Origin of the sequence: Streptomyces sp. NPDC127117 (assembly GCF_042677325.1) — a bacterium.
Lineage (GTDB): Bacteria > Actinomycetota > Actinomycetes > Streptomycetales > Streptomycetaceae > Streptomyces.
Genome location: NZ_JBHXTM010000005.1, coordinates 119,209 through 141,022, shown reverse-complemented (window position 1 = coordinate 141,022; position 21,814 = coordinate 119,209). Strand labels below are relative to the sequence as shown.

25 protein-coding genes are annotated in these 21,814 nt (G+C 71.0%); 10 read left to right on the top strand and 15 right to left on the bottom strand.

All coding sequences use genetic code 11. The features are described from left to right. Positions 1–154 precede the first annotated feature (154 nt). Positions 155–322 carry a hypothetical protein gene (locus tag ACFVH0_RS06905; RefSeq protein WP_385818469.1) on the top strand — a complete coding sequence of 56 codons (168 nt, stop codon included), beginning with the start codon at positions 155–157 and terminating at the stop codon, positions 320–322. Here the strand turns inward: ACFVH0_RS06905 and ACFVH0_RS06900 are convergent, their stop codons facing one another. From ACFVH0_RS06900 to ACFVH0_RS06890, 3 genes are all read right to left on the bottom strand, one after another. Further along, positions 323–733 (bottom strand): DUF4259 domain-containing protein, encoded by a 411-nt coding sequence (locus tag ACFVH0_RS06900; RefSeq protein ID WP_385818468.1) that lies wholly within the window; start codon positions 731–733, stop codon positions 323–325. Between the two features lie 66 nt (positions 734–799). Continuing rightward, positions 800–1,327 (bottom strand): GNAT family N-acetyltransferase, encoded by a 528-nt coding sequence (locus ACFVH0_RS06895; RefSeq protein WP_385818467.1) that lies wholly within the window; start codon positions 1,325–1,327, stop codon positions 800–802. Positions 1,328–1,331: 4 nt separating this feature from the next. Beyond that, positions 1,332–2,321 carry a WD40 repeat domain-containing protein gene (locus ACFVH0_RS06890; RefSeq protein ID WP_385818466.1) on the bottom strand — a complete coding sequence of 330 codons (990 nt, stop codon included), beginning with the start codon at positions 2,319–2,321 and terminating at the stop codon, positions 1,332–1,334. Positions 2,322–2,379: 58 nt separating this feature from the next. Between ACFVH0_RS06890 and ACFVH0_RS06885 the strand changes: the two genes are divergently transcribed. After that, on the top strand, positions 2,380–3,066 hold the full coding sequence (locus ACFVH0_RS06885) for a GDSL-type esterase/lipase family protein (RefSeq protein ID WP_385818464.1): 687 nt from the start codon (positions 2,380–2,382) through the stop codon (positions 3,064–3,066). A gap of 57 nt (positions 3,067–3,123) precedes the next feature. Here the strand turns inward: ACFVH0_RS06885 and ACFVH0_RS06880 are convergent, their stop codons facing one another. Together ACFVH0_RS06880 and ACFVH0_RS06875 are read right to left on the bottom strand one after the other, a co-directional pair. Further along, positions 3,124–3,747, bottom strand: coding sequence for a helix-turn-helix domain-containing protein (locus ACFVH0_RS06880; RefSeq protein WP_385818463.1), 624 nt, complete (start codon positions 3,745–3,747; stop codon positions 3,124–3,126). 35 nt (positions 3,748–3,782) lie between these two features. Next, positions 3,783–4,373 carry a TetR/AcrR family transcriptional regulator gene (locus ACFVH0_RS06875; protein ID WP_385818586.1) on the bottom strand — a complete coding sequence of 197 codons (591 nt, stop codon included), beginning with the start codon at positions 4,371–4,373 and terminating at the stop codon, positions 3,783–3,785. A 379-nt stretch (positions 4,374–4,752) separates the two neighbouring features. Here ACFVH0_RS06875 and ACFVH0_RS06870 point away from each other — a divergent pair, with 379 nt between their 5' ends. Further along, on the top strand, positions 4,753–5,529 hold the full coding sequence (locus ACFVH0_RS06870) for a class I SAM-dependent methyltransferase (RefSeq protein ID WP_385818462.1): 777 nt from the start codon (positions 4,753–4,755) through the stop codon (positions 5,527–5,529). 245 nt (positions 5,530–5,774) lie between these two features. Here the strand turns inward: ACFVH0_RS06870 and ACFVH0_RS06865 are convergent, their stop codons facing one another. Beyond that, on the bottom strand, positions 5,775–6,425 hold the full coding sequence (locus ACFVH0_RS06865) for a hypothetical protein (protein WP_385818460.1): 651 nt from the start codon (positions 6,423–6,425) through the stop codon (positions 5,775–5,777). A 123-nt stretch (positions 6,426–6,548) separates the two neighbouring features. Further along, entirely contained in the window at positions 6,549–7,133 is a 585-nt protein-coding gene (locus ACFVH0_RS06860) for an isochorismatase family protein (protein ID WP_385818459.1), read from the bottom strand. Between the two features lie 198 nt (positions 7,134–7,331). On the opposite strand from ACFVH0_RS06860, the gene ACFVH0_RS06855 reads away from it, so the two are divergent. Beyond that, positions 7,332–7,718 carry a YwqJ-related putative deaminase gene (locus ACFVH0_RS06855; protein ID WP_385818457.1) on the top strand — a complete coding sequence of 129 codons (387 nt, stop codon included), beginning with the start codon at positions 7,332–7,334 and terminating at the stop codon, positions 7,716–7,718. Positions 7,719–7,755: 37 nt separating this feature from the next. Here the strand turns inward: ACFVH0_RS06855 and ACFVH0_RS06850 are convergent, their stop codons facing one another. The 3 genes from ACFVH0_RS06850 to ACFVH0_RS06840 all read right to left on the bottom strand — a co-directional run bounded on the left by ACFVH0_RS06850 (position 7,756) and on the right by ACFVH0_RS06840 (position 11,207). Continuing rightward, positions 7,756–8,373 carry a hypothetical protein gene (locus tag ACFVH0_RS06850; protein ID WP_385818456.1) on the bottom strand — a complete coding sequence of 206 codons (618 nt, stop codon included), beginning with the start codon at positions 8,371–8,373 and terminating at the stop codon, positions 7,756–7,758. Positions 8,374–8,427: 54 nt separating this feature from the next. After that, positions 8,428–10,494, bottom strand: a complete 2,067-nt coding sequence (locus tag ACFVH0_RS06845; RefSeq protein WP_385818455.1) for a serine/threonine-protein kinase — start codon at positions 10,492–10,494, stop codon at positions 8,428–8,430. A gap of 194 nt (positions 10,495–10,688) precedes the next feature. Beyond that, the gene (locus ACFVH0_RS06840) at positions 10,689–11,207 is read right to left on the bottom strand and encodes a hypothetical protein (protein WP_385818454.1); all 519 of its coding nucleotides are present in this window, start codon (positions 11,205–11,207) and stop codon (positions 10,689–10,691) included. A gap of 145 nt (positions 11,208–11,352) precedes the next feature. Between ACFVH0_RS06840 and ACFVH0_RS06835 the strand changes: the two genes are divergently transcribed. Then, positions 11,353–12,348: an aldo/keto reductase gene (locus tag ACFVH0_RS06835; RefSeq protein ID WP_385818453.1), complete on the top strand. Its 996-nt coding sequence runs from the start codon at positions 11,353–11,355 to the stop codon at positions 12,346–12,348. A gap of 113 nt (positions 12,349–12,461) precedes the next feature. Here ACFVH0_RS06835 and ACFVH0_RS06830 read toward each other — a convergent pair whose 3' ends face one another. Beyond that, complete coding sequence (locus tag ACFVH0_RS06830) at positions 12,462–12,989, bottom strand: PadR family transcriptional regulator (RefSeq protein ID WP_385818452.1); 528 nt, start codon at positions 12,987–12,989, stop codon at positions 12,462–12,464. A gap of 87 nt (positions 12,990–13,076) precedes the next feature. Here ACFVH0_RS06830 and ACFVH0_RS06825 point away from each other — a divergent pair, with 87 nt between their 5' ends. Both ACFVH0_RS06825 and ACFVH0_RS06820 read left to right on the top strand, forming a co-directional pair. Continuing rightward, positions 13,077–13,853, top strand: a complete 777-nt coding sequence (locus ACFVH0_RS06825) for an alpha/beta fold hydrolase (protein WP_385818451.1) — start codon at positions 13,077–13,079, stop codon at positions 13,851–13,853. A gap of 40 nt (positions 13,854–13,893) precedes the next feature. Further along, on the top strand, positions 13,894–14,211 hold the full coding sequence (locus ACFVH0_RS06820) for a hypothetical protein (protein WP_385818449.1): 318 nt from the start codon (positions 13,894–13,896) through the stop codon (positions 14,209–14,211). 134 nt (positions 14,212–14,345) lie between these two features. On the opposite strand, the gene thpR is transcribed toward ACFVH0_RS06820, so the two are convergent. The 3 genes from thpR to ACFVH0_RS06805 all read right to left on the bottom strand — a co-directional run bounded on the left by thpR (position 14,346) and on the right by ACFVH0_RS06805 (position 16,904). Next, positions 14,346–14,921 (bottom strand): RNA 2',3'-cyclic phosphodiesterase, encoded by a 576-nt coding sequence (gene thpR, locus ACFVH0_RS06815; protein WP_385818448.1) that lies wholly within the window; start codon positions 14,919–14,921, stop codon positions 14,346–14,348. 112 nt (positions 14,922–15,033) lie between these two features. Next, positions 15,034–16,368, bottom strand: a complete 1,335-nt coding sequence (locus ACFVH0_RS06810; RefSeq protein ID WP_259931634.1) for an MFS transporter — start codon at positions 16,366–16,368, stop codon at positions 15,034–15,036. Between the two features lie 95 nt (positions 16,369–16,463). Beyond that, positions 16,464–16,904 carry a MarR family winged helix-turn-helix transcriptional regulator gene (locus tag ACFVH0_RS06805; RefSeq protein WP_072485764.1) on the bottom strand — a complete coding sequence of 147 codons (441 nt, stop codon included), beginning with the start codon at positions 16,902–16,904 and terminating at the stop codon, positions 16,464–16,466. A 145-nt stretch (positions 16,905–17,049) separates the two neighbouring features. Between ACFVH0_RS06805 and ACFVH0_RS06800 the strand changes: the two genes are divergently transcribed. After that, complete coding sequence (locus tag ACFVH0_RS06800; RefSeq protein ID WP_072485765.1) at positions 17,050–17,265, top strand: ribbon-helix-helix protein, CopG family; 216 nt, start codon at positions 17,050–17,052, stop codon at positions 17,263–17,265. On the opposite strand, the gene ACFVH0_RS06795 is transcribed toward ACFVH0_RS06800, so the two are convergent. Next, complete coding sequence (locus ACFVH0_RS06795) at positions 17,258–18,712, bottom strand: NCS2 family permease (protein WP_385818446.1); 1,455 nt, start codon at positions 18,710–18,712, stop codon at positions 17,258–17,260. The genes ACFVH0_RS06800 and ACFVH0_RS06795 overlap by 8 nt on opposite strands. A 188-nt stretch (positions 18,713–18,900) precedes the next feature. On the opposite strand from ACFVH0_RS06795, the gene ACFVH0_RS06790 reads away from it, so the two are divergent. Both ACFVH0_RS06790 and ACFVH0_RS06785 read left to right on the top strand, forming a co-directional pair. Further along, entirely contained in the window at positions 18,901–19,179 is a 279-nt protein-coding gene (locus ACFVH0_RS06790) for a DUF2530 domain-containing protein (protein WP_385818445.1), read from the top strand. A 154-nt stretch (positions 19,180–19,333) separates the two neighbouring features. After that, a complete protein-coding gene (locus tag ACFVH0_RS06785; RefSeq protein ID WP_385818444.1) occupies positions 19,334–21,814 on the top strand; it encodes an HAD-IC family P-type ATPase in 2,481 nt (826 codons plus the stop codon).

Sequence of the window (21,814 nt, the reverse complement as noted above, 5' to 3'; positions counted from 1 at the left end):
GCGCCGGTGCGCGGGGCCCTTCGGCGTTCACTCGGTCGAGTGGCGGAACGGCTTTCGGGCACTGGCGACCGGATCGGCCTACGCCGATGACCTCGACATCACCCCTTCGGGAGGCCCGCAATGTCTGCGGCAGCGGTCGAGCACCCCTGTGACGGTGAGCCGGAATGGGCGGGCACATGTCCTGACCGAGCCCATGGGCGGCGGTTACGACAGCCACCAGGTGTACGCCCCCGGGCAGACCGTCACCCTCCCCGAGTCGATCGGCGCCCCGGTGGCCCTCGACGTCGACAAGCTCATCCAGGCCGGCCGGCCCCGCGCCTGATCACCCGGCGCAGCCCGCCACCAGCACCTCCCGGAGCCGGGCTATGCCCGGGGCCCACTCCTTGTCCCCCGCGTCGTCCCACAGCTCGCGCAGCTCCGAGTCCTCGCCCAGCACCGCGTCCAGGGCCTTCACCGCGAGGGGGCGCAGGTCCGTCGCGAGGACGGGCAGCGGCTTGTCGGGTCCGTACGCGGTGGTCACCGGCTCGCCGCCCGGGCACTGGGAGGCGACCAGGGCGGCCGATGCGACGGCGATCACGGCCTCGTCGCTGTCCAGGTAGTCCGTGGGGGCGATCGCAGCCTCCAGGGCCTCGCGAATCACCGCTTCCCGTCCGGCCTCCGGCGTGTCGTCGATCCGTCCCGAGAAGTCCGCAGCGGTGTCGTTGTCGAAATGTCCGGTGTCCCAGGTGCCCATGAGGTCCCCTCCGCAAGTGCTGTCCGTAGGTGGCCCACTCTCGCACCGGCCACTGACAACGGCGGGTCAGCCCTCCACCGCACCCCGCTCCCAGCGCCGTTCGCCCTCGCACCACCGCTCCGTGGGTGCCAGCCCCGCCGCACCGGCCACGGCGGCGGAGGCGTCGTGGTCCGGATGGATGTGGGCGAGGACCGTACCTACCGCCCCCGTCCCCGGGCCCGCCGCCAGCAGGTGTGCCACCAGCCCCGCCGCGGCCTCCTTCGCGTATCCGCGCCCCTGCCACCGCGTCCCGACCACCCAGGCGATCTCCGCCTCCGCGCCCGGCACGTCCACCGTCGCCTGGACGTATCCGGCCAGGCAGCCCTCGTCCCGTACCCGCAGCACCCAGTTCCACCACCGCACCCGGGGATCCGGCGAACCGGCGGTCTGGCGTCCGTAGCGGGCCCTCAGCCCGTCGGCGGTCTCCGGGGCGCCCCCGGTGTACGTGTGCAGGGCGGGATCGCCGAGGACCGCCGCCATCTCGTCCGCGTACGCGACCCGCAGCGGCAGCGCGTCCAGCCGTGCGGTGGTGAAGGGTTCGGGCTCAGGAATCATTCGCTCAGTTTCCTTTCCGCCGCCGCCCCATGACCACCAGGAAGCCGATCCCGGCGAGAACGAGCACCCCGGTCAGGGTCGTCCCCTTCACGTCCCCGCCGCCGCTTCCCGCTCCGGCGGAGGAGGCCGACGAGTCACCGCCCCGGGACGGCGACCGGCCGCCGCTCCCGCTGCCGCCCTCCACGTCCACGCGCTCCACATCGCTCTGCTCCCCCTCCGAGCCGAACATCAGCGCCGAGCCGTCCGCCGTGTACGTCACGGACTCCGCCTGCCGCTGGATCGGCGCCCGGACCGCGGTATCGGCGCCGAGCCTGCCGTTCTCGAAGACGTAGCCGCGGGCGCTGAAGTAGGAGCGCAGCACCAGCTCCTTGCCGTCCGGCGAGAACGCCCCGTCCGTCACCCACGGCACCTCGCCCACCCGCCGGAAGACATTGGCGGCGCCGGTGGTCAGCTTCGCGGGGCCCTCGTACAGCCCGCCGCCGTCCTCGTTCTTCGAGGCGATGTAGACGCGTCCGGTCTTCGGGTGGACCATCAGCGCCTCGGCGTTGCGCGGGCCGTCCGCGTACTTCACGTCGAACTGGGTGGCCCGGACCGTCGCGTCCTTCAGCTCCTTCGGCTCCGGGAAGCGGTAGATCCAGACGTGGTCCCAGCTCCCGTTCAGGTTGTCGCCGATGTCACCGACGTACAGATCGCCGTCCGGCCCCAGCGAGATGGCCTCCACGTCGCGCGGCTGCCCCACCCCGCGCATGGTGATCGTCGCGACGGTCTTCCCGGTCCGGGAGTCGACGGCGTAGACGTACGGCCCGTCGTCGCTGTCGTTGTGCGTCCAGTAGATGCCGGGATGGGCACGGCTCGCGGCGAGGCCGCTGGACTCGGTGATCCGGGGGTCCTCGATCGTGAAGCTCCGGTCGGCTCCGTCGTCGGCCACGGCCGGAGCCGGCCCGGCGAACAGGAGCAGCGCGGCGGCTCCGGACACAGTCAGGTACGAACGCATGGCACAAGTGTCCATCGTCACGTCGCAGGCGGCGGGAGTGATCCGCGATGATGACGCCATGCGGTTCACGTTTGTCGGCGATTCCATGACCATCGGCTGCGCCGGCGACTTCACCTGGCGCTACCGGATGTGGCAGCACCTCGATGCCACTCTCGGTGCTCCGTTCGCGATCGTGGGACCGCGCAGCGAGCTGTACGACACCGTGGCGGGCGGGCCCGTCTCGTACGAGTACGGCGCGCCGGACTTCCCCGCCGGGGCCCGCACCCACCTGGCCGGCTGGGGCGAGGGCTGGCTGCACATGGCCCCCGTGATCGCCGGGACGGTGGCCGCGCACGGCACGGACGTGCTGCTCGTCTCGCTCGGGCTGATAGACCTCGGGTTCTACACGGACAGCGGTCAGACCGCTCTGAACGCAAGGGCGTTCATCGCGGCGGCGCGCACCGCGAACCCGCGCGTGAAGATGGTCCTGATGCCCGTGATACCGAACATCCGGGCCGAGTCGGACGCCCCGTTCGCCGCGGAGTGCGACCGCTTCAACGAGCTGCTGGCGAAGGCCGTCGCCGATCTGGACGACCCGATGTCCCCGGTCCTGCTGGCCTCCCGGCCGCCGGGGTACGACATCCACGAGGACACGTACGACGGTACGCATCCCGGCCCGACCGGCGAGCACGCGCTGGCGGCGGCGTTCGCCGACGCGATGCATCAGGCGTGGGGGCTGGGCGGCCCGTACACGCCCCGGCCGTGACCGGCCGCCGGACAACCCGCCTGGCGGGAACGGCTGCCCGGCGCCTGAGGGCCGGGGCTACCGGCGGTCCGAAGAAGGCCGGGCCCGTACGTGCATCCGCTCGCCCTGCTGCCCGAACAGGCTGAGGAATTCGACCGGCTCGGGCCCGGCACTGGCCCACGCGTGCGGCGTACGCGTGTCGAACTCGGCGACCTCGCCGGCCGTGAGCACCAGATCGTGCTCGCCCAGCAGCAGCCGCAACCGCCCCGCCAGCACGTACAGCCACTCGTACCCCTCGTGCACCCGCTGCTCCAGCGGCCCGGTGGCCCCACGGCCGCCGGGCAGGATCTGCTTGTACGCGTGCAGCCCGCCGAGGTGCCGGGTGAGGGGTACGAACGTCATGCCGTCGCGGGTGAAGGGGCGGAAGTGGATGCGCGGGTCGCCCGTGGCCGGGGCGCCGACCAGTTCGTCCAGCTGGACCCCGTACGCCTTGGCGAGCGGCAGCAGCAGTTCGAGCGTGGGCTTGCGACCGCCCGACTCCAGGCGGGAGAGGGTGCTCAGCGAGATCCCGGTCGTCTCGCTGAGCTGGGCCAGGGTCGTGCCGCGCTCCTGGCGCAGGGCCCGCAGGCGCGGGCCGACGCCTGTCAGGACGGTCGTGATCTCGTCGTCCGGTTGTTCCGCGTGCTGCGCGCCGTCGTCCATCTCCCCATTATTTGCCGTCCCGGCAAGCGGACGCGTCAGGACGACAGGATCATGGCCAGCGAGAGCCGGGTCAGCTCGTCGGTCAGCCACTGGGCGTCGACCTGGCGGGGGCGGCGGCCGTGGTGGGCCATGAGCTCGTCCACCGCGTGGTTCAGTACCGTGACGGTCACCTTGTGGTCGCTCGGCACCGCCTCGCCCCGGCGCACGGCCCGCTCGGCCTCGGACGTCAGGAACTCGATCCACATCGCCCGCCAGGTCGCGAGGTGGTTGTCCACCTCCCGGCTCACCCCGAGCACCTCGACGAAGGCGACCCGGGCCGCGCACGGGTCCTCGGTGACCGCCTTCACATAGGCGGCGAACAGGAGCCGGACCCGGTCCGCCGTCGAGCAGTCCTCCATGCCCTCCGCCATCAGGGCGTTCTCGGCCGCGCGCAGCCCGTGGGTCGCCACCTCGTCGTAGAGCGCCATCAGCAGCACCTCCCGGGAGACGAACTCCTGCTGGAAGACATGGCCGGGCACCTTCGCGCGGGCGCACAACTCCTCGACCCCGGTGTGCGCGTACCCGTACGCGCCGAACAACTCGCGCCCCGCCCTCAGGAGTCGCTCCCGCGCTCCCAGCAGCTCCATGGGCTGCCGCACCGCCTTCTTCCGCCGGCTCGCCACGACACCCGCCATCGGTCCTCCTTCGTCGTCCTTACCGCTGCCGCCACTCTTCCCGCTCCGCCAGGTCGGTGGTGGGTCCGCCACGCACTCCGGACTCCATCACTTCCCGGGCTCCCCCGCCTCCGGAACTCCCCAAGAAACAACCCTCGGGGGGCGCGAGACCTGCCCCTTCACGCCTCGGCGCAGGCGCCCCCGCCCCCGATTCGGGCCGGTGCGACCGGGGTTGCCGACCCCGGTCGCTCCCGCCCGGCAGGCTGCCGCCGGGAGGTTTCGCGGACCTCCGGCCAGCTGGGTCCGGAGGCCCTGCGAATCTACGATTCGACCTTGTGGAAAGGAGGTCCGCGTGGACCGGAACATATGCACGACGGATGACGTACTGCGTCTCATGGACGGCCTGTTCGCACGGGACAGCGATCGGTGGACGGCCGAAGCGGGCTCCTGGTGGGACGGTTTCTACGCGGACCGGGAGCGGCCCGTGCCGTTCTTCGTGGCGAAGCCGGACGAGCACCTCGCCTCGTACGCGGACCGTGGTCTGATCGCGCCGGGCCGCGCCCTGGAACTCGGCTGCGGGCCGGGCCGCAACGCCGTCCATCTGGCGTCCCTGGGCTTCGAGGTCGACGCGGTGGACCTGTCGCCGTCCGCCCTCGCCTGGGCCGAGGACCGGGCCCGCGAGGCGGGGGCCGACGTCCGGTTCCATCGCGGCGACATCTTCGACCTCACGGCGACGGAGCTGACCGGCCCGTACGACCTCGTGTACGACTCCGGCTGCTTCCACCACCTGCCGCCGCACCGGCGCATCAGCTATCTCGCCCTGCTCGACGAGGTCCTCGCCCCCGGCGGCGGCTTCGCCCTCACCTGCTTCGCGGCCGGCGAGGGCGGTATGGGTTCCGAACTCCCCGACGCGGCCTTCTACGAGGAGGGCGGGCTCCAGGGCGGGCTACAGGGCGGCCTCGCCTACACGCCGCAGTCGTTGCGCCGGATCTTCTCCGGCCTGACGGAGATCGAACTCCGCCGGATGCACGACGAACCGCCCGGCTCCCGGCTCTTCGGCGAACCCTTCCTCTGGACGGCCCTGTTTCGCCGGCCCGCCGAAAAGGCCGCCTGCCGAAAGCCCGCCTGACGGGAGCCCGCCTGCCGCAAAGCCCGTCCGACGAAGGCCGGCCGGGGTGCGGCTGTCCCCGGGGCGGCGGACGCCGACGCCGGCCGCCGCCTGTGGGAGCTGTCGGAACGGCTGACGGACGTACGGTTCACGTCCCCGGCTCCGGTGAAACACCGCTCGTCCGGCGGACACACCTCGGCCGGTGAAGCACCGCACGCGCCACCGGCCGGGGTATGTGCGTCAAGTCCTGTACGTCACCGGGTCCGTCACGCCTTGCCGGTGCAGATCGCGTCGTAGGGCCGTCCCGGGCTCGGGAACAGCTCCAGGGGCTTGCTTCCGGCCGGGCACTGCTCCGCGGTCTTCGTCAGGTCGAGCACCTTGCTCACACCGCTGCCACCGCTCCCACAGGCGACCTCCTTGGCCTGGTCGTCCACGCAGTCGCCCTTCACCAGCTGCCCGCCGCCCGCACCGGCGTCACCGGGGTGGTCGCCGCTCAGGTTGCGGCCGCAGATGGTCTTGCTGGGTATGCCGGCGCCGGCGTCGCCGGAACCGAAGGAGACCTTCACCGAGATGATCGCGTCCGTGCCGGCCGGGCACTGGATGGAGTCGGCGAACATGGAACCGTCCTTGATCTCCAGGGCCTTGAGCGTCGCCTTGGAGTCGCCGCAGTCCAGCGGCTGGTAAGCGTCCTTCTTGCTGCTGTCGGGCCCGGCGCAGTCGCCGACCTTCCAGTCCTTGGCCTCGTGGGTTCCGTCGCCGGACGACTTGCTGCACGCGGTGGCGGCCGCCAGGACGAGTGCGAGGGCCAGCACCGCCTTCGAGCCGTTCAGGAGAGTCGCACGGGAGCCCCGGCGCGGCGAGGAACCGGTGCTTCTTCGGCTGCCGCTGAGGGGTCGCGTGCTGCCGTCAACGCTCATGCTGCTCCTTGGTCCGTGTGTGGGGCACGGCCCGCACGGCACTCGGTGCGGGTCCGCGCATGGTGGCGCGGGCGTGATGACGACAGGAGCGGGCACCGCGGTTCCCGGACCGCACCGACCGGTTCAGCCGGCTCGCGCCGGCAGTGCGGTGAAGGCCACGTCCGAGGCGCGCGCGACGATTTCGACCTCGCTGCCGAGGGCCCACTCGGCGACCCGCGAGACCGCGGCGGCCGGGATCCGGTCGCTGATTCCGGGCGCGGCCGGGATGTCGTGCGTGGCGTGGGCGTCGTGCGGCATGACGACCCGGTACCCCAGCTCCAGGGCGGTACGGGCCGTCGCCTGTACGCACATCTCCGACATCACCCCGCAGATGGCGAGCGCCCGCACCCCCGAATCGGCCAACAGGCCACCCAGGAGCGTCCCGTGGAAACCGTCGTCCCGGGTCTTGCGGACCACGACCTCCGTATCCGAGGCATCGACGCGATGGTGGAGCTCCCACCCGGGCGTACCCGGCTCGTCCCCCGTCCCGGGCTGTCCGTCGTTCTGCACATGGACGACGAGCGCCCCGCCCCTGCGCGCCCGCGCGATCAGATCCGCCGTCCGGTCGAGAAGCCGGCCCGCATCGGGAACCGCCCGCTCACCGACGACCGCGTCCGCCTGGACGTCCACAACGAGCAGTGCCTGTACGGGAAGTGCGCGATCACTCATGCCGCCATCATGTCCGTCGGCCCCGGTGCGCCTCCACATGTTTTGCAGCAGAGGAGGGTGCCCCCGCTCATGACAGAGCCCTCGTAGAATCCCGGTTGAGGAAACGGGCCGAAGGATGAGCTCCGACGTGATCCACGCATTCGGTCTCCCGCACCGGTTCCCGACCGGCCCACCCCGACCCCGACGCGGAGGACTTCCTTGTCCGAGCAATTCCCTGCCGTCGCCTCCTCCCTGCTGATCGGCGGCCAGGTGGTCAGCCACACCAGCCTGGTCGGGGAAGGCACCGCCGATCTCCATCCGGCCCTCCGGCAGTTCGTCGAAACGCTTCCGGCCGACGCACAAAAGCCGTTCACCGGGCACTGCGCCGAATCCGCCCTGGTGTCGGACCAGTTGTGGGCACTCGACTCCGCACGCGGCGACGGCCGCACGACCACCCTCGACGAAGCCGCACCGCACTTCGCGGGATCCGCCATCATCTCCAGGATGATCCGCGGCCAAGGGCACCCCGATCACGGCAGGGCCACCGAGCCGTGCGAGGTCTGCCGGCTCCTGCTCCGGAAGCTGGGCGTGGACGTGCTGTCCTGACGAAGTGCTGGTGCCCGCCGAGGACCGGAAAGCGGCCCTACTCGCTCAGCCCCACGACGCCCCACCCCCGCCGGGCGGCTTCGGTGAGGATGCGTCCCCACTCCTCCAGCAGGAGGGCGAACCCGTCGAAGTCGCCGCCCCGGCCGTCGGGGACAGCGGAATACACGGTGAAGGCCTCGCGCAACCCGCCGAGCCGCAGCCGTACGCCCTCCCAGGTCGAGGCCAGTTCCCGGACGCTGTCCGGCGACCGGGCGACCAGCAGGCCGTACGAGACTTCCGGGTCGTCGGAGAAGAAGCCCCGGTCCGTCCGCCCCGACTCGCCGTCCATGCCGCCCCAGATCAACCCGAGCAGCAGGGTGTCCAACTCGGACCGCAACAGCGGTTCGGCGTGGTCACGGACGCGCTCCCAGTGATGCGTGGCCCAGAAGTGCGGCTTGTACGAGCCGAGGGTGTGCCGGAACTCGTAGATGGCGAAGCAGTCGCCGTTCGGCCCCTGCGGCCACTCCCAGTCGCCCTTGACCACAGGGGCGTCGTGGTCCCACAGCCCCGTCTCGTCGGCGTACCAGGCGTCCCTCAGTCGCGGCAGCCGGTCCCGCTCGGGGCGTTCGCCCAACCACGACCAGTCGACGATCATCACCGTGACATCGAGTCCCATGGCGCGAGGCTACCGATCGCCCTGTACCGGCCGGGACCGGGGAGCGTCAGCCCGTCAGGACGGGCATTCCGTCAGTTTCGGCTTGTTCGGCGGACTCACCCTGTTCAGGAGTGGGGCGAGGTGGTGGGCGTACAGCTTCTCCCAGACGCCGTCCGTCATGATCTTCTTCAGCGACGAACACACCTCTGCCTTCAGCCCCTTCTCGTCCGGATTCATCGCGACGCCGTAGCCCTCCGCACCCGGGCCGCTGTCCAGCCGCTTCAGCTCGGTGGGGTTGTTCTTCACGAACCCGGCGAGGATGACGTCGTCCGTGCTCACCGCGTAGACCGGCGACAGCGGGTCCAGCAGGTCGTGCACGCACCGGTCGTAGCCGCTCGGCAGCGACTCCGTCATGTTGTAGCCCGCCTTGGGCAGCCATGACTCGTACGTCGAACTCCTCGCCGTACACACTTCGAGCTGCCGCTTCTCCAGCACCCTGGTGTCGTCGATCGACACCGCCTTCGCCTTCCTGCGGACCATGAAGCTCCGGCTCGCCACGTAGTACGGACCGGCGAACGCGACGCTGTAGTCGGGGGCCTTGGCGTGTTTGCGCTCCTCCGTGATGCTGTAGGTGGCGATGACCAGATCCACATCGCCCTTCTGCAATATCGTGCTCCGGTTCTCGCTGCTCACGGGCTCGAAGGTGACCCGGTCGCGGCTGTAGCCCATGTCCTGCGCGATGGCGTAGGCCACGTCGATCTCGTACCCGCGGTACTTGCCGTTCTTGGTCTTCTCGCTCAGTCCGGGCTGGTAGGCCTTGACGCCCACCTTCAGGACCGGATGCGTCTTGATGTACGGCTCCGACACGGGGCCCCGGCCCGGAGGGCTGCCCGCGCCCGGATCGCCGTCCCCCCGCATCCGCTCCACGGCGAACCATCCGAGACCGGCCACCAGCGTCGCGCACACCGCGACCGCCGAGAGCTTCTGCCAGCCGGGGACGCGCTTGCGCGTTGCCTGCGGCAGGGACGGGGGCGGGGACTGTGGCCCTACGGGGGCCGGGATGGGGACGGGGGGCGCCGCCTTCTCCTCCACCGGGGACGGCGGGCGTACCGGATCCGGTTTCGCGGTGGTGGTGCGGAGGATCTCCTGAAGCATTTCCTCCGCACGCTCAGCACTCAGCCGGCGGCGCGGATCCTTGTGCATCAGCTGCCCGACCACCTCGGCCAGTTCCTCGCCGTGTTCCATCGGAAGCGGGTCGGACTGGCAGACGGCGACCAGGAGTTCGTACTCGTTCGGCCGGTCGAAGGGGTGCCTGCCCTCGACCATCTCGTACAGCGTGACGCCCAGCGACCACAGGTCGGACGCGGGGGTCGCGGCGCTCTCCTGCGACGTCTGGCCGAGCAGTTCGGGCGCCAGGTACTTGAAGGTGCCGATGAGTTCACCGGCCCTGGTGAGCGGGACGGCGCCGTCGAAGGTCGCGATGCCGAAGTCCGCCAGGATCGCGAAGTCGTCCTTGGCGAACAGGATGTTGGCCGGCTTCACGTCGCGGTGGACCACCCGCGCCTCGTGGACCGCACGCAGCCCGCCGAGCACCTGGAGCCCGATCGCGGCCGTCCGCCGCACCGGGAGCCGCCGCTCCTCGCGCATCAGGTCCGCCAGGGAGCGCGCGTTGAGCAGGTCCATCACGATCCAGACCTGGTTGCCGGACTCGACCCTGTCGTGCACCGCCACCACGTTCTGGTGCCTGATCTTGGCGATGGCCGCGGCCTCCCGCCGGGCCCGCTGCATCCTCTGCTCCTGCGTGGCCACCCCGATGGCGTCCCGGCCGAGCAGACCCTTCACCGCGACGTGCCGGTCCAGGCGGGTGTCCAGGGCCTCCCAGACCTCGCCCATGCCACCGCGCCCGAGGCTGTGCAGCAGCTCGTAACGGCCGTCGATCACCTTGTGCGGCGCGGGGGCGGCCTCCTGGCCGGACAGCTCGGACGGCTCGGACGGCTCGGACGACTCCTGGGTCGGCTGCGTCTCGGGCCGCGGCTGCGCGTGTCCGGTGGAGTCGCTCCGGAGGAACTCGTCTGCCCCACGGGGGGAGTCGTCGCCCTGTCCGTGGTCCGAATCGCGACCGGCCGTACCCTCGCTGTGCATGCGACCCCCTGTGGACTACATGGAGTCAACAGACTAGACGCTCGGTCATATGCGGGCCTGTTCAAGGCACTTGCGATTCGGTCACTTCCGGCGGGCCGCACGGGCGGTCCGAACCGCCGCCGCTCCCCCTTCCCGCTCACCCGTCGGCTCCCCCGTCGGCTCGCCCTCCGCGCGCCCTCCGCTCACCCCTCCGCTCACCCCTCCGCGAACCGCTCCCCGCACCGGCTGCAGAACACCGGCTCCGGGTCCTGCGAGAGCCGGCCGCACCCCGGGCAGACCAGGTCCAGCATGCAGGGCGGCTCGCCCCCCTCGCGCGAGGGAGCGCGCACCGGCGCGGGCACGGCCGGGGCCGAAGCCGGGGGCCTGATGGTGAGGCCGGGGCGGCGGCGGTGGACGGTCAGGCAGGCGAGGCCGTCCGGGCCGGCCGTGAGGGCGCGACGGGAGGTCCGGGGCAGCCAGGCGACCGTACCGGGGGTCAACTCCAGCGAGTCGTCCCCCGCCTCGATCCGGCCGGCGCCCGCGACGACGACCAGAAGCACGTCCAGCACGTCCTCCTGATGCGCACCGACCTCGCCGCCCGGCGGCAGACGTACCAGGTTGGCATCCAACTCCCGGCCCTGCTCGGACAGTTGCCACAGCGCCCCGCGCTCCTCGCGGGGCGCGCCGCGGAGCAGCTCGTCGAGTACGGCAAGAACGCGCGGTACGGAGTTCACGACGCCCAGGCTACGCGCGGGCAGGGGCAGGCCCCGGACCGCCGTACGGCAACCGCATGACGCACCGCCCCCGGTACTCCGCCGGGGGCAATCGCGTTCCGGTGCCCTTGCTTCGAGCGGGCTCGAAGGCGTTGGCTTGATCGCCATGGAGTACACACAGCTCGGACGCACCGGACTCAAGGTCAGCCGACTCGTCCTCGGCACCATGAACTTCGGCCCGCAGACCAATGAGGTGGACAGCCACGCCATCATGGACGCGGCGCTGGACACGGGGCTGAACTTCTTCGACACCGCGAACGTGTACGGCGGGCCCGGGAACAGGGGCCGCACCGAGGAGATCATCGGCACCTGGTTCGCCAAGGGCGGCGAGCGCCGCGACAAGGTGGTCCTGGCCACCAAGATGTACGGGAACATGGGCGCCGACGGCGAGGCCTGGCCCAATCACGACAAGCTCTCGGCCGTGAACATCCGACGCTCCGTCGATGCCTCGCTCAAGCGGCTCCAGACGGACCGCATCGACCTCTATCAGTTCCACCACGTCGACCGGAACACCCCCTTCGAGGAGATCTGGCAGGCGATCGACGTCCTGGTCCAGCAGGGCAAGATCCTCTACGCGGGTTCGTCGAACTTCCCCGGCTACAAGATCGCCCAGGCCAATGAACTGGCCGCCCGGCGCGGCTCGCCGGGTCTGGTCAGCGAGCAGTGCATCTACAACCTGATCGAGCGCCGCGCCGAGATGGAGGTCATCCCGGCCGCGCGGGACTACGGCCTCGGCGTCATCCCGTGGTCCCCGCTGCACGGCGGGCTGCTGGGCGGTGTGCTCAGGAAGGAGCGCGAGGGCACGGCCGGGCGGTCGGCCTCCGGCCGCAGCGCGGACGCGCTGAAGGACTCGGCGCAGCGCGAGAAGATCCAGGCGTACGAGGACCTGCTCGACGAGCACGCCCTGGAGCCGGGCGAGGTCGGCCTGGCCTGGCTGCTCACCCGGCCGGGGGTGACGGGGCCGATCGTCGGGCCGCGCAACCGGGAGCAGCTGGACTCGGCGCTGCGGGCGCTGGAGCTCGACCTCTCGGCGGAGCTGCTGGCGTCGCTGGACGAGATCTTCCCGGGGCCCGGGCCTTCGCCGGAGGCGTTCGCCTGGTGAGGACCGCCTGATCCGGGTTTCCTTGCGAGGCCCCATCGTCGAACGGGCCGCTGTCGCCCTGCCTTCCGGCGGGGTGGCGGCGGCCCGTCGTCCTGTCCGCGGTGCCGCCCGGCTCAGGACGCGTCCAGTTCCTTCAGTGTCTCCCCGAGCCAGCTCAGCTCCGCCTCGCCGGTCGCGCGGGCGATCCTCAGCAGCCCGCGCCGGAACGGGTCGCCGAACGACTCGGCGCCCAACGGCCGTTCGCCCTCGTAGAAGAAGCTGCTCGGCTCCTCCAGGAAGGTGAGCCGGCGCCGCAGTACGTCCGCCTGTTCGGCCGGGGACGAGAGGTGGCGCAGGAAGGCGAGGACGGTGAACCAGCGGTTCTCGTCGCTGATGTCCACCTCGTCGGCCTCCCGCAGGCGTCGCCGCAGTTCCTCGCGTCCCGGGCCGGTCAGGGTGAGGGTGTGGCGGGGGGCGGCCCTGCTGCCGGGTTCGGTGCGGCGCTCCAGCCAGCCGGCGCGCTCCAGGCGCTTGATCGCCGGGTAGAGCGTGCCGTCCGCGATGGGGCGGACGTGTCCGGTGAGGTGGGCGACCCGGCGCTTCAGCTCGTAGCCGTGCAGCGGTTGCTCGTACAGAAATCCAAGGATGGCCAGTTCCAGCATGTGCGTATCCTCTCCGATGCCTCTAGCTATACCTCGGCATCGATGTATAGTCTCACCGATGGTTCAGGCGGAAGCGGAGGAGGAGACATGCGGAACGCCCGGGTGACGGCGGATGGCGCGCGCATCAGATGGGTGGAGCTTCCCGGCCGGCCCGGCGGAGCCCGGACCCGGGTCTATCTGCACGGGCTCGGGGCCTCGTCCGGCCCGTACTTCACCGCGAGCGCCGCCCATCCGCTGCTGGCGGAGAGCCGCTCACTGCTCATGGACATGCTCGGCTTCGGAATCAGCGACCGCCCCACGCAGTTCGGCTACACGCTGGAGGAGCACGCCGACGCGGTGGCGGCGGCACTGGAGGCGGCCGAGGCGTACGACACCGATGTGATCGCGCACAGCATGGGCGGCGCGGTGGCCATCGTGCTCGCGGCGCGCCATCCGCACCTGGTGGCCCGGCTGGTCCTGGTCGACGCCAATCTGGACCCGGTCGCGCCCGGCCCCGCCCGGCCGGGAAGCAGCGGCATCGCGGCGTACTCGGAGGAGGAGTTCCTGGCGCACGGCCGGTCCGAGGTACGCGACCGGGTCGGGCCGCACTGGTGGGCGACCATGCGCCTGGCGGGCCACGAGGCGCTGTACCGCAGCGCGGTGCACCTCGCCCGGGGGACGACGCCGACGATGCGGGAACTCCTGCTGGACCTGAAGATCCCGCGTACGTTCCTGCGCCCGGCGGCCGGCGGGCCGCTGCCCGGCGAGGCGGCGCTCGTCGAGCACGGGGTGCGCGTCGTGGCCGTCCCGGACTGCGGGCACAACATCATGCTGGACAACCCGGAGGCGTTCGCCCGGGAGACGGCGTCGGCGCTCACTGTCTGAGGAGCGCGGCGGCGCCCAGGCTCGCCGTACGGACGAAGTCGTGCCGCTCCTGGTCATCGTCGCGGCCCTCGCCGCGGTCATGGGCTGCTTCACCTGGCTCGCGGTCGGCGCCCGTCGGCGCGGGGTCGCGGGCTCGGCCCCGAGCGCCGCCCCGGCCTCGTACAACGAGGCGTACCAGGGCACCGCCCATCAGGCGTACCACGAGATCCGGGCCCGGGCGGAACGCCAGGTGCCGGTCCTCTCGCCGGACGGCGCATGGCAGCCGGTGGTGCCGGGCGCGGAGGGCGTACGCCGTGGCCGGCCGCCCGCGCGCAGGCCGCTGCGGCGCCGGTTCGGCCGGCTGCGCCGCAGCCGCTGAGACCGGTCAGGTCACCCGCCGGTCACGCCCCGACGGCGGCCGCCACGGCGACGACGACGAACATCAGCACAAGCACGGCCGCCATGATGCGGTTTCTGGTCTTCGGGTCCACCCTCCGAGCGTAACCGCCGCCCTCAGTGCCCCAGCGACCAGGATGCGACCACCTCGTACCTGGGCCGCTCGCCCGGCACCCCGCTGTCCGGGAGATTGCTGCGTACGAGGGCAATCTCGCCGACCTCCCACCCGGTGCCCTCGAAGCCTCCGAGCGCCTCCACGCAGGGGCGCAGGTCGGTCTCGCCGTGGCGGCTGCGGGCGAGGGTGAGGTGCGGGCTGTAGCGGCGGTGCTCGTCCATCGGGATGCCGGTGCGGCGGGCGGCGGCGTCGGCGCGCTCGGCGAGCAGCCGCAACGTGTCCAGCGCCCCCGCGGCCCCCGCCCAGAGCGCCCGCCCGCCGAACCGGCCGGCCCCGTGGACGCGCAGCGGGAAGGGCTCGGTGCGGCGGGCGGCCCGCGCGAGGCGCTCCTTCAGCTCGGGCAGCAGTCCCTCGTCCACGGGCCCGAGGAACGCGAGCGTGAAGTGCCAGCCGGGCACCCCGGTCCAGCGCAGCCCCTCGGCCTCGGGCAGCGCGTGCAGCGGGGCGACGGCACGGCGCAGTTCCTCGACGGCGGGGGCGGGCGGCAGCACGGCGACGAAGAGTCTGAGACGGCTCATGCGCCGAGTGTCGCACCGTCCCGGGACGGCTCCGCACCCTCCCCGGACGCGGCACGGCCCCGACCGTCACCCACCCGGTCGGGGCCGTGCTCCGTGTTTCACGGGGTGGTGCTCACGCCGCCGTGGCCAGTTCCTCGCGCGGGACGAAGCGGAGGTGCGGGCGGCCCGGGCGGAGATCGACGCGCAGACGGAGGCCGCCGACGCGGGCCAGCATCAGGCCGACGCCGAGCGCGGCCAGCAGCGAGAACGCGCCGCCCACGGCCATGCCGGTACGGACCCCGTAGGCGTCGCTGATCCAGCCGACGATCGGGGCTCCCACCGGCGTACCACCGGCGAAGACCATCATGTACAGGCTCATGACCCGGCCGCGCATGGCCGGGTCGGCGGCCATCTGGACGCTGGTGTTCGCGCTGATGTTGGTCGTCAGGCCGATCATGCCGATCGGGACCAGCAGGATCGAGAAGAGCCAGACGGACGGCGACAGCGAGGCGATGATCTCCAGCACGCCGAACGCCGTGCCCGCGGCCACCAGCATCCGCAGCCGGGAGGAGCGGCGGCGGGCGGCGAGCAGGGCGCCGGCCAGGGAGCCGGCCGCCATCAGGATGTTGAAGAAGGAGTACATCCCGGCGCCGCCGTGGAAGATCTCGTCGGCGAAGGCGGTCAGCCAGATCGGGAAGTTGAACCCGAACGTGCCGACGAAGCCGACCAGGACGATCGGCCAGATCAGCTCGGGGCGGCCGGAGACGTAACGCAGGCCCTCCCGCAGCTGTCCCTTGGCACGCGGTACGACGGTGGCCTTGTGCAGCTCGCTCGTACGCATCAGCATCAGGCCGATGAGCGGGGCGGCGAACGACAGGCCGTTGAACATGAAGGCCCAGCCGCTGCCGACCGTGGTGATCAGGACACCGGCGACGGCCGGGCCGATGAGCCGGGCGGACTGGAAGTTCGCCGAGTTGAGGCTGACCGCGTTGCGCAGCTGGGCGGGGCCGACCATCTCGGACACGAACGACTGACGGGCCGGGTTGTCGACGACCGTCACCATGCCGAGCAGGAACGCGATGAGGTAGACGTGCCACACCTGGACGACACCGGAGAGCGTGAGCACCGCGAGGGCGATCCCGCAGAGGCCGAGCGCCGCCTGGCTGAAGAGCAGCAGCTTCCGCTTCGGGAGGCGGTCCGCGATGACACCACCGTAGAGGCCGAACAGAAGCATCGGGAGGAACTGGAGCGCCGTGGTGATACCGACGGCGGCGGCGGACCCGGTGAGGCTCAGGACGAGCCAGTCCTGCGTGATGCGGGACATCCAGGTACCGGTGTTGGAGATCACGGCGCCCGTGGCGAACAGGCGGTAGTTACGGATCTTCAGCGACGAGAAGGTCCCGCCGGGCTTGCTCTCGTGGGTGGAAGTCGGTGCGGGGGCGGAGTCTGCTCCGGATCCCGTACTCAAAAGGGTTCGCCTCCTCGGGCGTATACGTTTCGCTGACTGACGAGGCGCGGCGGTGCGGGCGGTGCGCCGGACGCGGTCCGGCGCGGCCCGTCCCGCTACAGGTGGGCGAGCTTCTCCAGCACGGGTGCCGCCTTGCGCAGCGTCTCCCACTCGTCCTCGTCCAGGCCCTCGGCGAGGGCGGTCAGCCAGGCGTTCCGCTTGGAGCGGCTCTCTTCGAGCATGGCTTCGGCCTGCTCGGTCTGGCTGACCACCTTCTGGCGACGGTCATCGGGGTGCGGTTCCAGTCTGACCAGCCCCTTCGCTTCCAGCAGCGCGACGATGCGGGTCATCGACGGAGGCTGCACATGCTCCTTGCGGGCCAGCTCGCCCGGCGTGGCCGAACCGCACCTGGCGAGCGTGCCGAGCACCGACATCTCGGTGGGGCTCAGCGACTCGTCGACGCGCTGGTGCTTGAGGCGCCGGCTGAGCAGCATCACGGCGGAGCGAAGGGAGCTCACGGCGGCCGCACTGTCGCCGTCGTGGATCAGGTCAGGCATGTTTATTAGCGTAACTCATTAGCCACCCTAAAGACCATTCGTGTTACACGCGCAAGTGGCGCTTCGCCCAATCGATCACCCGAACGAGTGAGTCGGATGCGGAAAGTGACGCGAAACGACGCACTGGGCCGTAACCCTGCTTGCCATGGGATCGACTGTGCTCAGCCTGCGGATAGACGGTGAGCTGCTCGACCGGCTCCGGCAGCATGCCGCCAAACGCGGAATGAGCGTCCAGGACTATGTGGTCCGGACGCTCATTCGCGATGATTTCGACGAGCGCTTCAAGGCGGCCGTCGACGAGACGGAGAGGTTCTACGGCCCGGAAGGGACCGCGGGGATCAGGGCCGAAGAGGTCACGTGAGGCCGAGGGCCGGCATCGCGTAGTAGAAGACGAAGACCAGCGACACCACGTACATGGGCACCGGCACCTCGCGCCAGCGCCCGGCCGCCACCCGCAGCGCGGAGAAGGCGATGAAGCCGATGCCGATGCCGTTGGTGATCGAGTACGTGAACGGCATCATCACCATGGCGAGGAAGGCCGGGATGGCGAGCGTGTAGTCGCTCCAGTCGATGTCCCGCACCGAGCCCGAGATGATCAGGAAGCCCACCGCCAGCAGCGCGGGGGTGGCCGCCTGCGAGGGGACCATGGTCGCCAGCGGCGTCAGGAACAGCGCCACCGTGAACAGCAGACCCGTCACGATGCTCGCGAAGCCGGTGCGGGCACCCTCGCCGACCCCCGCCGTGGACTCCACGAAGCAGGTGCCCGCGGAGGCGGAGGTCGCACCGCCGGCGGCGACCGCGATGCCGTCCACGAACAGCACCTTGTTGATGCCGGGGAAATTGCCGTCCTTGTCCGTCAGCTTCGCCTCGTCGCCGACCCCGAGGATGGTGCCCATCGCGTCGAAGAAGCAGGACAGCAGCACGGTGAAGACGAACAGGATGCCGGTGAGCACGCCCACCTTGCTGAAGCCGCCGAACAGACTGACGTCACCGACCAGGCCGAAGTCGGGGGTGGCGACCGGATTGCCCGGCCACTGCGGGACGGTCAGACCCCACGCCCCGGCCGGCAGATCGGCGACGGCGTCGATGATCAGCGCGACGACCGTCATCGCGACGATCGAGATCAGGATCGCGCCCGGCACCTTGCGGACGATCAGCGCGAGGGTGAGCAGCGCGCCGATGATGAAGACCAGGACCGGCCAGCCGTTGAGGTGGCCGTCGCCGCCGAGCTGGAGCGGCACGGTGGTGTGCGCGGCGTCCGGGACGCGGGAGACGAAGCCCGAGTCGACCAGGCCGATCAGCAGGATGAAGAGACCGATGCCGATCGCGATGCCCTTGCGGAGCGACATCGGCACGGCGTTCATCACGCGTTCCCGCAGCCCGGTCGCGACCAGCAGCATCACCACGATGCCCGCGAGGACGACCATGCCCATGGCGTCCGGCCAGCTCATCCGGGGGGCGAGCTGGAGGGCCACGACGGTGTTGACGCCGAGGCCGGCCGCCAGCGCGATCGGCACATTGCCGATGACGCCCATCAGGAGCGTGGAGAACGCGGCGGTCAGCACGGTGGCGGTGACCAGCTGGCCACCGTCGAGCTGATGCCCGTACATGTCCTTGGCGCTGCCGAGAATGATCGGGTTCAGCACGATGATGTACGCCATCGCGAAGAACGTGGCGAATCCGCCACGGATCTCGCGTGCGACCGACGACCCCCGCTCGGAGATCTTGAAGAAACGATCCAGACCGCCTTGCGGCTGGGGAGCCGCGGGCTGCTGGGCATCGACCGGAGCGGTGGCCGAGGGGGACATGTATGACCTCAGTCGTACGTAGAGGGGGAAGAAAGTGGTCAGCTTTGGACTTTCACACGAATAATTCGAGTCAGCCTTAAGCAGATTCAGTATGAATACATAAGGCGAAGATCGCTATCTCCGCGCGTAGACCCTTGGGCCACCTGGCCCGAGCAGGCTTCGTACAGGGGGCCCCATACACTGAAGCCATGGCGAAGTGGACACCGAAGCACGAGGCACCCGAGCCCCTGGAGGGGCCCGTCGTCGCCACCATCACCGGCGGCACGATCCTCTGGTTCGTCCTCTTCCTGGTCCAGATCCCCTTCTACCGCTGGTTCGACGACCACGGACATCTGTGGTGGGTGTGGACCTGCCTGGCCGGTGCGGGTCTCGGCCTGATCGGCATCTGGTACGTGCGGGGGCGCGACGCGGCGATCAAGCGGGCCGCGGCCGAAGCCGAGGCGTCGCCCGCACCCGACAGCCTCTAGGTTCCTTCGTCCGGATCCGGCCTGATCCGGACGAGAGGCCCTAAGGGTCCGGCACCGGCCCCGTAGCACCACAGGACCATTGCCCTCCTCCCCCGGTCTGATCTTCGGACCCCTCAGTGGGTGAATCGGACCATCCACCCGTACCGTCGGAACCATGACGCAGCGGGCATCCCATTCCTTCGGCGAGCAGACACCCGGAGCAGGCGGCTCCACCGGCCGTCCGAGTTCGGCCATGATCGACGCCGGGGCCGAACTCGATCCGGTCCACCCGGTCAAGCTGCCCGCCCCGGCCGTGGATCCACGCGGGCTGACCGCCGCCGAGGTCGCCGAGCGGATCGCCCGCGGCGAGGTCAACGACGTACCCGTCCGTTCGTCCCGATCCGTGCGCGAGATCGTCCGCGCCAATGTCTTCACCCGGTTCAACCTGATCATCGGCGTGCTCTGGCTGGTCATGCTGTTCGTCGCGCCGATCCAGGACAGCCTCTTCGGCTTCGTGATCATCGCCAACACCGGCATCGGCATCGTCCAGGAGTGGCGGGCGAAGAAGACCCTGGACAGCCTCGCGGTCATCGGCGAGGCGAAACCCACGGTGCGGCGCGACGGGATCCCGGCCGAGATCTCCACCTCCGAGATCGTCCTCGGCGACCTCATCGAGCTGGGCCCCGGCGACAAGGCCGTCGTGGACGGCACGGTCGCCGAGGCCGACAGCCTGGAGATCGACGAGTCGCTGCTCACCGGCGAGGCCGACCCGGTACTGAAACAGCCCGGCGACCCCGTGATGTCCGGCAGCTTCGTGGTCGCCGGCGGCGGCGCCTTCACCGCCACCAAGGTCGGCCGCGAGGCCTACGCCGCCCAGCTCGCCGAGGAGGCGTCCCGCTTCACCCTCGTCCAGTCCGAGCTGCGCACCGGCATCTCCACCATCCTCAAGTACGTCACCTGGATGATGGTGCCGACCGCGATCGGCCTGGTCATCAGCCAGCTCGTCGTCAACGACAACAACCTCAAGGGGTCGATCGCCCGGACCGTCGGCGGCATCGTCCCGATGATCCCCGAGGGCCTGGTGCTGCTCACCTCGGTCGCGTTCGCGATCGGCGTCGTACGGCTCGGCCGCAAGCAGTGCCTGGTGCAGGAGCTCCCCGCCATCGAGGGGCTGGCCCGCGTCGACGTCGTCTGCCTGGACAAGACCGGCACCCTCACCGAGGGCGGCATGGACGTCACCGAGGTGCGGACGCTGGGCGGGGCGGACGACACGTACATAGGGAGCGTGCTGGGCGCCCTCGGCTCGTCCGACCCCCGCCCCAACGCCAGCCTCCAGGCCATCGTGGACGCCTACCCGGACGGCGAGAAGTGGCTGTGCACCCAGACGCTGCCGTTCTCCTCGGCCCGCAAGTACAGCGGCGCCGCGTTCGACGAGGGCGGCGGCCGGGAGTCGTCCTGGCTGCTCGGCGCCCCCGATGTGCTGCTGCCCGAGCAGGACCCGGCGCTCACCGAGATCGAGCAGCTCAACGAGCAGGGCCTGCGGGTGCTGCTGCTGGCCCGCGCCGAGGGCGCGCTCGACGGGCCGGACATCGCGGCCGGGGCCGTACCGAGCGCGCTGGTCGTGCTGGAGCAGCGGCTGCGGCCCGACGCGGCGGAGACCCTGTCCTACTTCGCCGACCAGCGGGTCGCCACGAAGGTCATCTCCGGCGACAACGCGGTCTCGGTCGGCGCGGTCGCCGGAAAGCTGGGCCTGCCGGGCGCCGAGCACACCCTGGACGCCCGCCGGATGCCCACCGACCCGGACAAGATGGCCACGGCCATGGAGGAGAACGCGGTCTTCGGCCGGGTCACCCCGCAGCAGAAGCGGGACATGGTCGCCGCCCTCCAGTCCCGCGGCCACACCGTCGCCATGACCGGCGACGGAGTCAACGACGTACTGGCGCTGAAGGACGCCGACATCGGCGTCTCCATGGGATCGGGTTCCGAGGCGACCCGGGCCGTCGCCCAGATCGTGCTGCTGAACAACAGCTTCGCGACGCTGCCGTCCGTGGTCGCCGAGGGCCGCCGGGTGATCGGCAACATCACCCGGGTCGCCACCCTGTTCCTGACCAAGACCGTCTACTCGGTGCTGCTGGCGGTCCTGGTGGTCTGCACACAGGTCGACTACCCGTTCCTGCCGCGCCATCTGACCCTGCTGTCGACGCTGACGATCGGCGTCCCGGCCTTCTTCCTGGCCCTCGCCCCCAACAAGGAAAGGGCCCATCCGCACTTCGTGCGCCGGGTCATGCGGTACGCGATCCCGTCGGGCGTCATCGCGGCGGCGGCCACCTTCGCGACGTATCTGATCGCCCGGAACCACTACTCCGGTCCGGGCGCCCTCGACGCGGAGACCAGCGCGGCCACGCTCACGCTGTTCCTGGTCTCGATGTGGGTGCTGGCGATCATCGCCCGCCCGTACACCTGGTGGCGGATCGCACTGGTGGCGGCGATGGGGCTGGCGTTCCTGATCGTGCTGGTGGTGCCGTGGCTGCAGGAATTCTTCGCGCTGAAGCTGGTGGGGACGACGATGCCGTGGGCGGCGGTGGGCATCGCGGTGGTGGCGTCGGCCGGCCTGGAGTACGCCTGGCGGCTGGTCGGCCGACGCTTCCCGGTGTAG